Source organism: Streptomyces sp. NRRL B-24085, assembly GCF_001282115.1.
Lineage (GTDB): Bacteria > Actinomycetota > Actinomycetes > Streptomycetales > Streptomycetaceae > Streptomyces.
Window position 1 is genome coordinate 1 of record NZ_LJBR01000261.1, and the last position, 14,344, is coordinate 14,344.

The following is a 14,344-nucleotide window of genomic DNA, read 5'->3' on the forward strand; positions in this document are numbered from 1 at the left end:
CCCCGTCCCCTCACCGCCGTGAGCGTCTGCACGAGCGTCCACATGTCCCACCCAGGGGCGCGGGGAACTGCGCGACCAGCCCCCACCGGCCGTGTGGCCGCCCGACCACCGCACCCGGCACATCACTGGGCGGTCTCTCAGATGCGGCCGAGTACCTGGGCCAGCAGCGCACCCATCCGGGTCGCCGAGTCACGGCCCGCCTGGAGGACTTCCTCGTGGTTCAGGGGCTCGCCCGTCATGCCCGCGGCGAGGTTCGTCACCAGGGAGATGCCGAGGACCTCCGCACCCGCCTCGCGCGCGGCGATCGCCTCGAGGACCGTCGACATGCCGACCAGGTCCGCGCCGATCACGCGGGCCATGCGGATCTCGGCCGGGGTCTCGTAGTGCGGGCCGGGGAACTGGGCGTAGACGCCCTCCTCCAGGCTGGGGTCGATCTCCTTGCACAGGGCGCGCAGGCGGGGCGAGTAGAGGTCGGTCAGGTCGACGAAGTTCGCGCCGATGATCGGGGAGGTCGCCGTGAGGTTGATGTGGTCGCTGATCAGGACCGGCTGGCCGGGGCGCATGCCCTCGCGCAGGCCGCCGCAGCCGTTGGTGAGGACGATCGTCTTGCAGCCGGCCGCGACCGCGGTGCGCACGCCGTGGGCCACGGCCGCGACGCCCCGGCCCTCGTAGTAGTGGGTGCGGCCGAGGAAGACCAGGGCCCGCTTCTCACCGATCCTGTACGAGCGGATCTTGCCGCCGTGTCCCTCCACCACCGGCGGCGGGAAACCGGGCAGCTCGGTGACCAGGAACTCGGCCTCGGGAGCGCCGAGGGCGTCCACGGCCGGTGCCCAGCCGGAGCCCATCACGAGGGCGACGTCGTGGGTCTCGGCGCCGGTCAGTTCGCGCAGGCGCGCGGCGGCGGCGTCGGCGGCGACCCTCGGCTCAGCGGGGGTGGCGCCCTGGATGTCGTCCGGAAGAAGAGATGCGTTCACGCGGACGAGGGTAGCCGGTCCGGGCCTACGCGCGTAGATGACAGAGCTGACGGGATGGCGATCGTTGTCTTGTCGTTTCCAACCAACCGGTGGCCCGGCTCCTTCAGCAGGGGCGCTTGCGGAGTTCCATCACGTAGTCGTGCGGGGCGCCTGCGGACTCCGCCGCGTCCGCGATCTCGCCCAGGTAGCGGGCGGAGGGCAGGCCGCCCTCGTAGCCGTTCAGGACGTACGTCCAGGCCTGTTCCTCGCCCTCCAGGGTGTGGACCCGCATGCGCGTGCGGCGGTAGATGTCCAGGCCCACGCCCTCCCAGCGGTCCATGGACTCGTCGTCGGCGGGGGCGATCTCGTAGAGCGCCACGAACACCTGGGAGAGGGGGTCCTCGACGATCGTCGCGAGGGCGCCCTCCCAGCCCATGTGCTCGCCGCCGAAGGTCAGCCGCCACCCGTTCAGCCACCCCGTGGCGCGCATCGGCGAGTGCGGGGCACGGCGGGTCATCAGCCGCGCGTCGAGGTTGCCGGCATAGGCGGCGTAGAGCGACATGGATCGAGGGTACGGCAGCCCTCCCCGGTGTCTCTCCCGTAACAGTGGCGTCTCGGGGCGCCCCCCAGGCCGTGGCACCCCGGCTCGTGCGGGACAATGGAGTACGTGACTCGGATCGTGATCATCGGTGGCGGACCCGGCGGATACGAGGCGGCCCTGGTGGCCGCCCAGCTCGGCGCGGAGGTGACCGTCGTCGACGCCGACGGTCTGGGCGGGGCGTCGGTGCTGACCGACTGTGTGCCGTCGAAGACCCTTATCGCTACGGCCGAGGTCATGACGACCTTCGACTCGTCCTACGAGGAGCTGGGGATCATCGTCGCCGATGACACCCCTCCGCTGGAGCAGGCCGCCCGGGTGGTGGGCGTCGATCTGGGGAAGGTCAACCGGCGGGTGAAGCGGCTCGCCCTCGCCCAGTCGCACGACATCACGGCTTCCGTGACGCGAGCGGGTGCGCGCGTGATGCGCGGGCGTGGCCGGCTCGAGGGCATGCAGTCCCTCGACGGGTCCCGGAAGGTCGTCGTGCGGGCCGCCGACGGGAGCGAGGAGACGCTCGTCGCGGACGCGGTGCTCATCGCCACGGGCGGGCATCCCCGTGAGCTGCCCGACGCCCAGCCCGACGGCGAGCGCATCCTCAACTGGACCCAGGTCTACGACCTCGACGAGCTGCCGGAAGAGCTCATCGTGGTCGGGTCCGGTGTCACCGGCGCCGAGTTCGCCGGTGCCTACCAGGCACTCGGCTCCAAGGTGACGCTCGTGTCGTCCCGGGACCGGGTGCTGCCCGGGGAGGACCCGGACGCGGCCGCCGTACTGGAGGACGTCTTCCGGCGGCGCGGCATGAACGTCATGGCCCGCTCCCGCGCCCAGTCTGCCAAGCGGGTCGGGGACCGGGTCGAGGTCACGCTGGCCGACGGGCGGGTCATCACCGGCTCGCACTGCCTGATGGCCGTCGGCGCCATCCCGAACAGTGCCGGGATGGGACTGGAGGAAGCGGGCGTCAAGCTGCGCGAGTCCGGGCACATCTGGACCGACAAGGTGTCCCGCACGACGGCTCCCGGTGTGTACGCCGCCGGTGACGTGACCGGGGTGTTCGCGCTCGCCTCCGTCGCCGCCATGCAGGGGCGCATCGCCATGTACCACTTCCTCGGCGACGCGGTGGCCCCGCTGAACCTCAAGACCGTCTCGTCGAACGTCTTCACCGACCCCGAGATCGCCACCGTCGGGTACTCGCAGGCCGACGTGGACGGCGGGAAGATCGAGGCCCGGGTCGTGAAGCTGCCGCTGCTGCGCAACCCGCGCGCCAAGATGCAGGGCATCCGCGACGGCTTCGTCAAGATCTTCTGCCGGCCCGGCACCGGGATCGTCGTCGGCGGTGTCGTCGTCGCGCCCCGCGCCTCGGAACTGATCCACCCCATCTCGATCGCGGTCGACAACAATCTGACGGTCGAACAGATCGCGAACGCGTTCACCGTTTACCCCTCCCTTTCGGGGTCGATCGCCGAGGTGGCACGGCAGTTGACCACGCGCAAGGAGACCGGCGGGGCCTGACGGCCGAAAGCGATTCCTGCCTGGTCACAGGGAGTTGTCGACCATTCGTGCGGCATAGGCGGGGAGATTAGGCCCTATACCACTTCCCGTCCTACTGTGCGAACAACTTCTGTAATTCGGCGCAAACTGCTGAAACCAGACGGTCGTTGGGGTTACTGTCAGTTTCGTGTTCGCTGCAGAACGTCGCCAATTGATCCTCGAAATGGTGCGAGCCAATGGGGCCGTGTCGCTCCGTGAGCTCGCCCGCGTCGTCCAGACCTCCGAAGTGACCGTACGGCGGGACGTGCGCGCGCTGGAGGCAGAAGGACTCCTCGACCGCCGGCACGGCGGTGCGGTATTGCCGGGCGGGTTCACGCGGGAGTCCGGCTTTCCGCAGAAATCGCATCTCGCGACCGCCGAGAAGACGGCCATCGCCGATCTCGCCGCGGGTCTCGTCGAAGAGGGCGAGGCCATTGTGGTGGGGGCGGGTACCACCACCCAGGAGCTGGCGCGCCGGCTCGCCCGGGTCCCCGGGCTGACCGTCGTGACCAATTCCCTCCTGGTGGCCCAGGCACTCGCCCATGCCAACCGGGTGGAGGTCGTGATGACCGGCGGCACCCTGCGCGGTTCCAATTACGCCCTGGTCGGCTCGGGGGCGGAACAGTCGCTCCAGGGGCTCAGGGTTTCGCGGGCCTTCCTCTCCGGGAGCGGGCTCACCGCCGAGCGCGGGCTGTCCACGTCCAACATGCTGTCGGCGTCCGTGGACCGGGCGCTGGTGCAGGCCGCCGCGGAGGTCGTGGTCCTCGCCGACCACACCAAGCTGGGCACCGACACGATGTTCCAGACCGTGCCGACGGATGTGATCACGCGGCTGGTCACGGACGAGCCCCCGGCCCACGACGACCGGGCCGCGACCGAACTCCAGGCGCTCGCCGACCAGGGGGTGCAGATCGCCGTGGCCGGCGCGTCGGGAGCGCCGGGGGGTGATCAGGTCCCGGCGCGCCGGCAAGAGCGCCGGGACGTGCCCGTGCCGGGCCCCCGCCGCAGCCAGCTCCCGTCGGCGGGCCCCTCTCTCCGCACGGCCACGGCCCTGGGCGAACCGACCCCGGCGGCGGAACGGGCCCGGGTGGCGGACCTGCGCCGCCGCTGACCCCTTCGACGCGGTGATGCCGCCGCGTGTCTCGGGCGGTGCCTGGCCGGAGGGGGGCCCAGCTCAACCTGCCTTCCGCGCGCCCCTCTTGACCTCCCGCTCACCCCTGGCGATCCGTACGGACCGGTTCACCTGTCGGCGGAAGCCGTAGGTTCTTTCCCGGGACGTCCCTGGCGAGAGCAGCGCCGGGAGAGCGGCCGCCCAGCCGGAGGAGCGTCGTGCGGATCGCCCACGGGGTCGATGAACTCGCCGTGGTGAACAGCCCGGTCCTCCTGCTCGGCGTCGCCGGCCTGGGCCGCCTGGCCGCTGATCCTGTCCATGCCGTTCCACGTCGCCGGATACGTGATCGGCATCGCGCCCTTGACCGCGCTGTCATTCGTTATGGCGGCCTTCGCCCGCGCCGGCCTGGCCCTCGTCCGCCGGGGCACCGGCTGGGCGCGGGCCGCGGGAGCGCGGGAGACCACCCTCTCGGGGGACGGGGAGAGCGAGGCGCCCCGCGGACCGACTGCTCCGGTCCGCGGGGCGCCTCGGGATGCCTGTGCGGCAATGGGCGTACGGGGTGCGCTCAGTCCTTGATCTCGCAGATCGCCGCACCCGAGGTGATCGACGCGCCGACCTCCGCCGTCAGGCCCTTGATGGTGCCGGACCGGTGCGCGTTGAGCGGCTGCTCCATCTTCATCGCCTCCAGGACGACGACCAGGTCGCCCTCCTTGACCTCCTGGCCCTCCTCGACGGCGATCTTGACGATCGTGCCCTGCATCGGGGAGGCGAGGGTGTCGCCGGAGGCGACGGGGCCGGACTTCTTGGCCGCCCGGCGCTTGGGCTTGGCGCCCGCGGCGAGGCCGGTGCGGGCCAGGGACATGCCGAGCGAGGAGGGCAGCGAGACCTCCAGGCGCTTGCCGCCGACCTCGACGACGATCGTCTCGCGGTCCGCGTCGTCCTCGGCCTCGGTGTCGGCCGGGGCCGCGAAGGGCTTGATGTCGTTGACGAACTCGGTCTCGATCCAGCGGGTGTGGACCGTGAACGGGTCGCTGGAGCCGGTCAGTTCGGGGGCGAACGCCGGGTCCTTGACGACCGCGCGGTGGAACGGGATGGCGGTGGCCATGCCCTCGACCTGGAACTCGTCCAGGGCGCGGGCGGCCCGCTGGAGGGCCTGCTCACGGGTGGCGCCGGTGACGATCAGCTTCGCCAGGAGGGAGTCCCAGGCGGGGCCGATGACGCTGCCGGCCTCGACGCCGGCGTCCAGGCGCACGCCCGGACCGGAGGGCGCCTCGAACTTGGTGACCGTGCCGGGGGCCGGGAGGAAGTTACGGCCCGGGTCCTCGCCGTTGATGCGGAACTCGAAGGAGTGGCCGCGCAGTTCGGGGTCGCCGTAGCCCAGTTCCTCGCCGTCGGCGATGCGGAACATCTCGCGCACCAGGTCGATGCCGGAGACCTCCTCGGTGACCGGGTGCTCGACCTGGAGGCGGGTGTTGACCTCCAGGAAGGAGATCGTGCCGTCCTGGCCGACCAGGAACTCGCAGGTCCCGGCGCCCTCGTAGGAGGCTTCCTTCAGGATCGCCTTGGAGGCGCGGTACAGCTCGGCGACCTGCTCCTCGGAGAGGAAGGGCGCGGGCGCCTCCTCGACCAGCTTCTGGTGGCGGCGCTGGAGGGAGCAGTCACGGGTGGAGACGACGACCACGTTGCCGTGCTTGTCGGCCAGGCACTGGGTCTCCACGTGCCGGGGGCGGTCCAGGTAGCGCTCGACGAAGCACTCGCCGCGGCCGAAGGCGGCGACCGCCTCGCGGACCGCGGAGTCGTACAGCTCGGGGACCTCTTCGAGGGTGCGGGCGACCTTCAGGCCGCGACCGCCACCGCCGAAGGCGGCCTTGATGGCGATGGGCAGGCCGTGCTCCTCGGCGAAGGCCACGACCTCGTCGGCACCGGAGACCGGGTCGGGCGTGCCCGCCACCAGGGGGGCGCCGGCGCGCTGGGCGATGTGCCGGGCGGCGACCTTGTCACCCAGGTCGCGGATGGCCTGCGGGGGCGGGCCGATCCAGATCAGGCCCGCGTCCAGGACCGCCTGCGCGAACTCGGCGTTCTCGGAGAGGAAGCCGTAACCCGGATGGATGGCGTCCGCGCCCGACTCACGCGCGGCCCCCAGGACCTTCTCGATGTCCAGGTAGCTGGTGGCCGGGGTGTCACCGCCCAGGGCGAACGCCTCATCCGCGGCGCGGACATGCAGAGCGTCCCGGTCCGGGTCGGCGTACACGGCCACGCTCGCGATACCGGCATCCCGGCAGGCCCGGGCAACGCGGACAGCGATTTCGCCACGGTTGGCGATGAGCACCTTGCGCACGATTGAGGCTCCCTCCTTGAAACAAGCCGAGTTTAGGGACTGCCGACACGGCTCTTCGACCCGTCCCCTGTGGTGAGCTTCCCCACACGGAGCGTGATGCGAGCGTGCACGACCCGCGAAATCCCTTGTCGCACCGCGGTACGCAGGACTCCTCCCGGAAACCCTAGCCCTCCTCTGTGGTCAAGGTCTCTGTGAGAGCGTGCTGCGGACCACTCCGATTCTTTGTGGAGTCCCTACGAATGGCCCAATGATTCTTTGCCCGCGGCCGAACCCTTGTCCCGCGGTTTACCCGTTAGTAGCGTTCGCGTTGTATCGAACGTACTTCGGGTAACAAGAGCACGGCTCGAAAGTGGGTGGGGACCGGTGATACGCAGGCCGGCGGCGTGGGTCGTGGCGGTCGTCCTCTTCGCGGAGGCGTTCGGCGTGGCGATGCTGAACTGGATCATGGGCAATCTCGTCGACGCGCAGAACATGTCACTGGCCGGCCTGGACCCGGACGCGATGTCGATGTCCTCGAAGATCGGCGGAATCGTCTTCGGCCTCTACTTCGCCCTGTGCGCGCTGGTCGCCCTGCTGGTGGCGGTGCGCGACCGGCAGCCCGCCGGACTCGGCCGGATCCTGCTGATCAGCGCCGCCGTGGTGCACGGCCTGCTGGCCGCGGTCGCCTGGGCCCTGATCGGCCGCCCCCAGTTCCTCTTCATGATCGTGATGCTCGGCCTGATCGTGCTCGTCCTGGTCACCTACGACGGCCGGCACGGCCCGGTCGCGGCGGAGCCGCACGCCACGCCGGGCCCCGGTGGCCCCGAGGGCCCGGAAGACCCCCCGGCCGTCGGAGGCTCCTCCCTCACCCCTCCACCGGCACCGACCACTCCGTGACAGGGACACCCGACCGGCCGACGGCCGGGCCGACGCCGACCGAGTGAGGTCGAGCGCCTCGGTGCCCGAGGGGGCGGAGGGTGCCGAGAGGGGTGGTAGATGATCGCGCGAGGCGCTGCTCGGGCCTCCGCCGGTTCGGCGACCCCGCGACGGGAACCCCTCGCTGGTCGCCGGGTAGTTCGGTACCCCGGCGCCCGAGGGCGCGGAGGGCGCCGACGGGTCGGTGAGAATCGCGGGGGCGCTGCTCGTGCCTCCACCGGTCCTGCGCCCCCTGACGGGACCGTCGGCGGTCGGGGTGGCGGCGACCGGCTGAGGTGGAGCACCGCGGGGCGGAAGGTGTCGAGGGGCCGGGTGGGAGCCCGTGCGGCGTCGCTCATGCCGCCGTCGGCGCCCGCGGCCCCGTGATGCCGCCGTCCGGGCCGGACGGGGGCGTTCGCCTCGGCGCGAGGGTGGGGCTCACGCCTCCGTCGGCACCCCGCGGCCCCGCGGCCCCGTGATGTCGTCGGCCGGGCCGGACGAGGGCGCTCGCCTCGGCGCGGGGGTGGGGCTCACGCCTCCGTCGGCACCCCGCGGCCCCGCGGCCCCGTGATGTCGTCGGCCGGGCCGGACGGGGGCGCTCGCCTCGGCGTGGGGGCGGCGCTCACGCCTCCGTCGGGGTCCACAGCTCTGTGATACCGACGCCCAGTTCGGCCAGCAGGCGGCGCAGCAGTGGCAGGCTGAGGCCGATGACGTTGCCGTGGTCGCCGTCGATGCCCTCGATGAACGGGGCCGAACGGCCGTCCAGGGTGAACGCCCCGGCGACGTAGAGGGGTTCGCCGGAGGCGACGTACGCGGCGATCTCCTCGTCGGTCGGCTCGCCGAAGCGGACGACGGTGGAGGCGACCGCGGAGACGTACCGGCCGCTCGTGGTGTCGTAGACGCAGTGGCCGGTCTGAAGGGTGCCCGCGCGGCCGCGCATGGCCTTCCAGCGGGCCGTCGCCTCCTCGGCGTCGGCCGGCTTGCCGAGGGCCTCGCCGTCCAGGTCGAGCACTGAGTCGCAGCCGATCACCAGCGCACCCTTGACCTCGGGCTTCGCGGACACGACGGAGGCCTTCGCCTCGGCGAGGGCGAGGGCCAGTTCGGCGGGGGTGGGGGCGGTGACGGCGTCCTCGTCGACCCCGCTCACGAGCACCTCGGGAGCGAGGCCGGCCTGTCGCAGCAGGCCCAGCCGGGCGGGGGACTGGGAGGCGAGCACGAGTCGGCGGCGCGGCTGATCGGTCATGCGGTCAGCGTAGTCCGGTCAGCGCAACCCGATCACGATCATCGCGAGCACCATGGCCAGCGCCAGGAAGACGCTCAGTCGCCGAAGCATGTCCTGCATGTCGCGCAGTTCCTTCGGCGGTTCGTTCTCGGGGTCGGACCACAGCATGGTTTCCAGCGTGCGGCGATTTCGTGCGGGGCGCCTGAGTACGCGTACTCAACTTCTCTTAACGGTACTGTGGTTCCATTAGTAGTCGAGAGAGAGGGGTACGTCCGTGTTCACCACCGCCTGGTCCGCCTCGCCCCAGCTGCCCGCCGAGGGCTTCACCCCCAACTGGTCCCGCGAGGGCTTCTGGCGGCAGTCCGTGCGCCAGGTCGTCCGGCTGTCGGCGGGAGGGCGTCGGGTGCGGATCCGGCTGTCCCACGCGTACGGCACCTCACCGGTCCGGCTCGCGGGCGCGACGATCGGCCGTACGGCCACCGGCGCGGGCGTCGAGCCGGGATCGCTGCGCACCCTCACGCTCGCGGACGAGATACCGGCCCGGGGCTCACTGGTGAGCGAGCCGGTCGAACTCCCCGTGACGGCGGGGGAGTCGGTGACGGTCACCCTGCACTTCGACGCCGCGACCGGCCCCGCGACCTTCCATGCCCAGGCCTTCGCACCGAGTTACCGGGGGCAGGGCGATCTGCTGACCGACACGGGCGGGCAGGGCTTCGACGCGGTGAGCGAGTCCTGGTACTTCCTGGCCGCCGTCGAGACGGACTCCGGGCGCACGGACGGGATCGCCCTGTTCGGGGACTCCCTCACGGACGGGTTCGGCTCCACGGTGGGGGCGGACCGCCGCTGGTCCGACGCGCTGGCCCGGCTGAGCGGGCGGCCCGTGCTCAACGCCGGGATCGGCGGGAACCTGCTGCTCAACGACTCCGCCTGGTACGGCGAGCGAGGGGTGCGGCGGTTCCGGCGGGACGTGCTGGAACTCGCCGGGGTGGACACGGCGGTCGTGCTGCTGGGGCTCAACGACATCGGGTTCAGCGAGACCGACGAACAGCCCACCTACAAGCCCGCACCAGTCGTGGAGGCGCCCGAACTCATCGCCGGATACGACGAGTTGATACGGCAGGCGCAGTCGCAGGGTCTGCGGGTGATCGGGTGCACCCTGCTGCCGTTCGGGGGCTCGGACCACTGGGGCGAGCACGCGGCGAAGGTCGCGCACGAGGTGAACGAGTGGACCCGCTGCTCCGGCGCGTACGACGCGGTGGCGGACCTCGCCCGGGTGATGGCCGATCCGTACGACCCGGACCGGCTGCGTCCGTCGTACGACTTCGGCGATCACCTGCATCCGAACGATCTCGGATACGAGGTGATGGCCGAAGCGCTGGCGGCCGTCCTCTAGGCCGGCCAGTACGTGCGGGACCAGGCCGTCGGCCCCGGCTGGGGCAGGCGGCGGCCCGCGATGCGGGACGGATCGGACCACGCGGCCTTCCGCTCCTGCGCGCCGGACGGCGACGAGGTCGCAGCCGCGGCGCGGGCCCTGACCACCGCCAGGGCGGCGGCGAGCTCCTCGGGGGTGGGGTTTCCCCGTACGACCTTGATGTTCATGACGGCTCCCGGCAGGGCTAGAGGGGGATGTTGCCGTGCTTCTTCGGAGGCAGGGACTCGCGCTTGGTGCGCAGCTGGCGCAGGCCCCTGACCACATGGCGGCGGGTGTCCGACGGCATGATCACGGAGTCGATGTAGCCGCGCTCGGCCGCGATGTAGGGGTTGAGGAGGGCGTCCTCGTACTCCTGGATCAGCCGGGCCCGGGTCGCCTCCGCGTCCCCGGCGGCCTCGGCCTCCGCGATCGTGCGGCGGTGCAGGATGTTCACCGCGCCCTGGGCGCCCATCACGGCGATCTGAGCGGTGGGCCAGGCGAGGTTGATGTCCGCGCCGAGGTGCTTGGAGCCCATGACGTCGTACGCGCCGCCGAAGGCCTTGCGGGTGATCACCGTGATCAGCGGGACCGTGGCCTCCGCGTAGGCGTAGATCAGCTTGGCGCCGCGGCGGATGATGCCGTCGTGCTCCTGGTCGACGCCCGGCAGGAAGCCGGGGACGTCCACGAAGGTGATCACCGGGATGTTGAAGGCGTCGCAGGTGCGGACGAAGCGGGCCGCCTTCTCCGACGCGGTGATGTCGAGACAGCCGGCGAACTGCATCGGCTGGTTGGCGACGATGCCGACCGGGTGGCCCTCGACACGGCCGTAGCCGGTGAGGATGTTCGGCGCGAACAGCGGCTGCGTCTCGAAGAACTCGGCGTCGTCCAGGATGTGTTCGATCACCGTGTGCATGTCGTACGGCTGGTTCGCGCTGTCCGGGACCAGGGTGTCCAGCTCGCGGTCCTCGTCGGTGACCGTGAGGTCCGCCTCCTCCGGGTAGACCGGCGGCTCGGACAGGTTGTTGGACGGCAGGTACGACAGCAGCTGCTTGACGTACTCGACGGCGTCCTTCTCGTCCCCGGCCATGTGGTGGGCCACGCCGGACACCGAGTTGTGGGTGCGGGCGCCGCCCAGCTCCTCGAAGCCGACGTCCTCGCCGGTGACCGTCTTGATGACGTCGGGACCGGTGATGAACATGTGCGAGGTCTGGTCGACCATCACCGTGAAGTCGGTGATCGCCGGGGAGTACACGGCCCCGCCCGCACAGGGGCCGACGACCAGGCTGATCTGCGGGATGACACCGCTGGCGTGGGTGTTGCGGCGGAAGATCTCGCCGTACGCGCCCAGCGAGGCCACGCCCTCCTGGATACGGGCGCCGCCGGAGTCGTTGATGCCGATGACCGGACAGCCGGTCTTCAGCGCGAAGTCCATCACCTTGACGATCTTCTGGCCGTAGACCTCGCCCAGCGCGCCGCCGAAGACGGTGAAGTCCTGGGAGAACACGGCGACGGGGCGGCCGTCGACCGTGCCGTACCCGGTGACGACCCCGTCGCCGTATGGGCGGTTCTGCTCCAGCCCGAAGTTGGTGGAGCGGTGCCGGGCGAACTCGTCCAACTCCACGAAAGAGCCTTCGTCGAGGAGCAGTTCGATGCGCTCACGGGCCGTCAGCTTGCCCTTGGCGTGCTGCTTCTCGACGGCACGTTCGGAGCCGGCGTGCGTCGCCTCGTCAATACGACGCTGGAGATCCGCGAGCTTGCCCGCGGTGGTGTGGATGTCGATCTCTTCCGGCTCGGACATCGGTCTCGCGGCTCCCTGCCTGCTCAAAAGGGGGGACGGTTACTCATCCGTAGAGTAGTGGTGCCCCTACGAATCAGCAGTGCGGCGTTTCACACACCTAGGGTGGCTTGCATGACGCCGCGAGATGTTCCAGGAGACGACAGCCGTTGGTCGGACCTCGACCGGCCGCCCCTCAACGCCGCCGCCCTGCGCCGCGGGCTGGTGCGGGACGGCGGGCTGTGGTCCGGGATCGAGGTGCTGGCCGGCACCGGGTCCACCAACTCCGAGCTGGTCGCCCGCGCCGCCGCGGGCAAGGCGGTCGAGGGCGCGGTCCTCGTCGCCGAGGAGCAGAGCGCCGGCCGGGGCCGCCTGGACCGCCGGTGGACGGCACCGCCCCGCTCGGGCCTCTTCTTCTCCGTCCTGCTGACCCCGGGTGACGTGCCGGTCGCCCGCTGGGGCTGGCTGCCCCTGCTCACCGGGGTCGCGGTGGCCACGGGCCTGTCCCGGGCGGCCGGCGTGGACACGGCTCTCAAGTGGCCCAACGACCTCCTGGTCACCGTGGGCGGCGAGGAACGCAAGGCCGGCGGGATCCTCGCGGAACGGGCCGGCGACGACGGCGTCGTCATCGGCGTCGGCATCAACGCCACCCTCAGGGAGGACGAGCTGCCCGTCCCCACTGCGGGTTCGCTGGCGCTGGCCGGAGCGGTGAGCACCGACCGGGACCCCCTGCTGCGGGCCGTCCTGCGCTCCCTGGAGGAGTGGTACGGCCGCTGGCGGGCCGCGGCCGGCGACCCGGCGGTCAGCGGCCTCCAGGAGACGTACGCGGCCGGGTGCGCGACGCTGGGAAGGACCGTACGGGCGGAGCTGCCCGGAGACCGTGCACTGGTCGGCGAGGCGGTGGCGGTGGACGGCGACGGCCGCCTGGTGATCGCGACGAAGGAGGGCGTACAGGAGCCGGTGGGGGCGGGGGACATCGTCCACCTGCGACCGGCGTGAGCCGTAGCTCCCCAGGGCGCGGGGCTGTGTCGATGTGCGGCTCCACCGCGTGGGCGCGACCGGCCGCAATCGGCCCGTGGCCGACCGAGGACCGCAGCCGGCCACGGTCTTCCCGCTCCACCTGACGGAGTGAGGACGTGAGCTACCGCACACCTGCCGTACAGTTGAGGCCGGTCGATACCTGACCGTGACAGATCGGAAGGGCAGCAGGCGTGACCGCAGACGACACGGGCTCCGGCGCGGACGCGATCCCGCACCCGCTCGCCGTGCGTCTCGAACAGCTCATCCTCGGTGCCGAGCGGCGCTACACCCCCTTTCAGGCGGCCCGCACCGCCGGCGTCTCCATGGAGCTGGCCACCCGCTTCTGGCGGGCGATGGGCTTCGCCGACGTCGGCCAGGCCAAGGCGTTCACCGAGGCGGACGTCCTCGCGCTGCGGCGGCTCGCCGGTCTCGTCGAGGCGGGGCTGCTGAGCGAGGCCATGGCCGTGCAGGTGGCGCGGTCCACCGGGCAGACCACCGCCCGGCTCGCCGAGTGGCAGATCGACTCCTTCCTGGAAGGCCTGACCGAGCCGCCGGAACCGGGCATGACCCGCACCGAGGTGACGTACCCGATCATCGAGCTGCTCCTGCCCGAGCTGGAGGAGTTCCTCGTCTACGTCTGGCGCCGCCAGCTCGCCGCCTCGGCCGGCCGGGTCGTGCAGGCCGCCGACGACGAGGAGATGGTCGACCGGCGGCTGTGCGTGGGCTTCGCCGACCTCGTCGGGTTCACGCGGCTGACCCGCCGGATGGAGGAGGAGGAACTCGGCGAGCTCGTCGAGGCCTTCGAGACCACCGCCGCGGACCTGGTGGCGGCCAGGGGCGGACGGCTCATCAAGACCCTCGGCGACGAGGTGCTGTACGCGGCCGACGACGCCGCGGTGGCCGCCGAGATCGCCCTGCGGCTCATCGAGACCATGGCCAACGACGAGACCATGCCCGAACTGCGCGTCGGCATCGCCTTCGGCACGGTGACCACCCGTATGGGCGATGTCTTCGGGACGACGGTGAACCTGGCCTCCCGGCTGACCTCGATAGCTCCCCGCGACGCCGTCCTCGTCGACAGCGCGTTCGCCGAGGAGCTGATCCGCCACGGAGAGGCCCCCGCCTCCGAGGCGGAGGCGGCCGAGGCCGCGGCCACCGCCGAGAAGGAGGGCGAGGAGCCGCCGACCTACCGCTTCGCACTCCAGCCGATGTGGCAGCGGCCGGTCCGTGGCCTCGGCGTCGTCGAGCCCTGGCTGCTGACCCGCAGGGACGTCGCGCCCTAGGGCCGGACAGGCCCTAGCCGCCCTGCCGCACGCACAGGCCGACGATCGGCACGCACAGGCCCGGGTCGGGCCGGGTCGAGCGGGTGGGCTGAGGCGCGGGGGTCGCTGCCGGTGGAGGCGTGGTCCGGGGCGGTTGCGGGGCGGCCGTCGTCGTCGGCGCGTGGGGTGCGCGAGGTGCGGTGGTGGTCGTGGGGGCCGGGGCCGGTGCCTGGG

At 71.8% G+C, this 14,344-nt stretch carries 13 protein-coding genes and 1 pseudogene; 6 read left to right on the forward strand and 8 right to left on the reverse strand.

The features are described from left to right. Positions 1-137 precede the first annotated feature (137 nt). Positions 138-974 carry a purine-nucleoside phosphorylase gene (locus AOJ26_RS26740; protein WP_053850907.1) on the reverse strand — a complete coding sequence of 279 codons (837 nt, stop codon included), beginning with the start codon at positions 972-974 and terminating at the stop codon, positions 138-140. Between the two features lie 103 nt (positions 975-1,077). Further along, positions 1,078-1,515, reverse strand: a complete 438-nt coding sequence (locus AOJ26_RS26745) for a gamma-glutamylcyclotransferase (protein ID WP_053850908.1) — start codon at positions 1,513-1,515, stop codon at positions 1,078-1,080. A 96-nt stretch (positions 1,516-1,611) separates the two neighbouring features. Here AOJ26_RS26745 and AOJ26_RS26750 point away from each other — a divergent pair, with 96 nt between their 5' ends. Further along, positions 1,612-3,060: an NAD(P)H-quinone dehydrogenase gene (locus tag AOJ26_RS26750; RefSeq protein WP_053850909.1), complete on the forward strand. Its 1,449-nt coding sequence runs from the start codon at positions 1,612-1,614 to the stop codon at positions 3,058-3,060. A 166-nt stretch (positions 3,061-3,226) separates the two neighbouring features. Beyond that, positions 3,227-4,189 (forward strand): DeoR/GlpR family DNA-binding transcription regulator, encoded by a 963-nt coding sequence (locus AOJ26_RS26755; protein ID WP_078960038.1) that lies wholly within the window; start codon positions 3,227-3,229, stop codon positions 4,187-4,189. Between the two features lie 565 nt (positions 4,190-4,754). Here AOJ26_RS26755 and AOJ26_RS26765 read toward each other — a convergent pair. Beyond that, positions 4,755-6,527 carry an acetyl/propionyl/methylcrotonyl-CoA carboxylase subunit alpha gene (locus AOJ26_RS26765; RefSeq protein WP_053850912.1) on the reverse strand — a complete coding sequence of 591 codons (1,773 nt, stop codon included), beginning with the start codon at positions 6,525-6,527 and terminating at the stop codon, positions 4,755-4,757. Positions 6,528-6,890: 363 nt separating this feature from the next. Here AOJ26_RS26765 and AOJ26_RS26770 point away from each other — a divergent pair, with 363 nt between their 5' ends. Continuing rightward, positions 6,891-7,403 (forward strand): hypothetical protein, encoded by a 513-nt coding sequence (locus AOJ26_RS26770; protein WP_053850913.1) that lies wholly within the window; start codon positions 6,891-6,893, stop codon positions 7,401-7,403. 640 nt (positions 7,404-8,043) lie between these two features. Here AOJ26_RS26770 and AOJ26_RS26775 read toward each other — a convergent pair. Both AOJ26_RS26775 and mmpB read right to left on the reverse strand, forming a co-directional pair. After that, positions 8,044-8,664 carry a nucleoside triphosphate pyrophosphatase gene (locus tag AOJ26_RS26775; RefSeq protein ID WP_053850914.1) on the reverse strand — a complete coding sequence of 207 codons (621 nt, stop codon included), beginning with the start codon at positions 8,662-8,664 and terminating at the stop codon, positions 8,044-8,046. An 18-nt stretch (positions 8,665-8,682) separates the two neighbouring features. Next, positions 8,683-8,811 carry a morphogenic membrane protein MmpB gene (gene mmpB / locus AOJ26_RS44965; RefSeq protein WP_086724589.1) on the reverse strand — a complete coding sequence of 43 codons (129 nt, stop codon included), beginning with the start codon at positions 8,809-8,811 and terminating at the stop codon, positions 8,683-8,685. Positions 8,812-8,917: 106 nt separating this feature from the next. On the opposite strand from mmpB, the gene AOJ26_RS26780 reads away from it, so the two are divergent. Continuing rightward, on the forward strand, positions 8,918-10,036 hold the full coding sequence (locus tag AOJ26_RS26780) for an SGNH/GDSL hydrolase family protein (RefSeq protein ID WP_053850915.1): 1,119 nt from the start codon (positions 8,918-8,920) through the stop codon (positions 10,034-10,036). Here AOJ26_RS26780 and AOJ26_RS26785 read toward each other — a convergent pair. Together AOJ26_RS26785 and AOJ26_RS26790 are read right to left on the reverse strand one after the other, a co-directional pair. Then, complete coding sequence (locus tag AOJ26_RS26785) at positions 10,033-10,242, reverse strand: acyl-CoA carboxylase epsilon subunit (RefSeq protein ID WP_053850916.1); 210 nt, start codon at positions 10,240-10,242, stop codon at positions 10,033-10,035. The two genes, AOJ26_RS26780 and AOJ26_RS26785, sit on opposite strands and share 4 nt — an antisense overlap. Before the next feature lie 17 nt (positions 10,243-10,259). Beyond that, complete coding sequence (locus tag AOJ26_RS26790; protein ID WP_053850917.1) at positions 10,260-11,852, reverse strand: acyl-CoA carboxylase subunit beta; 1,593 nt, start codon at positions 11,850-11,852, stop codon at positions 10,260-10,262. A 111-nt stretch (positions 11,853-11,963) separates the two neighbouring features. Between AOJ26_RS26790 and AOJ26_RS26795 the strand changes: the two genes are divergently transcribed. Further along, positions 11,964-12,827, forward strand: a complete 864-nt coding sequence (locus AOJ26_RS26795) for a biotin--[acetyl-CoA-carboxylase] ligase (protein WP_053850918.1) — start codon at positions 11,964-11,966, stop codon at positions 12,825-12,827. Positions 12,828-13,039: 212 nt separating this feature from the next. Next, positions 13,040-14,131 carry an adenylate/guanylate cyclase domain-containing protein gene (locus AOJ26_RS26800; protein WP_053850919.1) on the forward strand — a complete coding sequence of 364 codons (1,092 nt, stop codon included), beginning with the start codon at positions 13,040-13,042 and terminating at the stop codon, positions 14,129-14,131. Between the two features lie 13 nt (positions 14,132-14,144). On the opposite strand, the pseudogene AOJ26_RS44545 reads toward AOJ26_RS26800, so the two are convergent. Continuing rightward, positions 14,145-14,344 (reverse strand): annotated as a pseudogene (locus AOJ26_RS44545) (hypothetical protein); the annotation flags it as partial.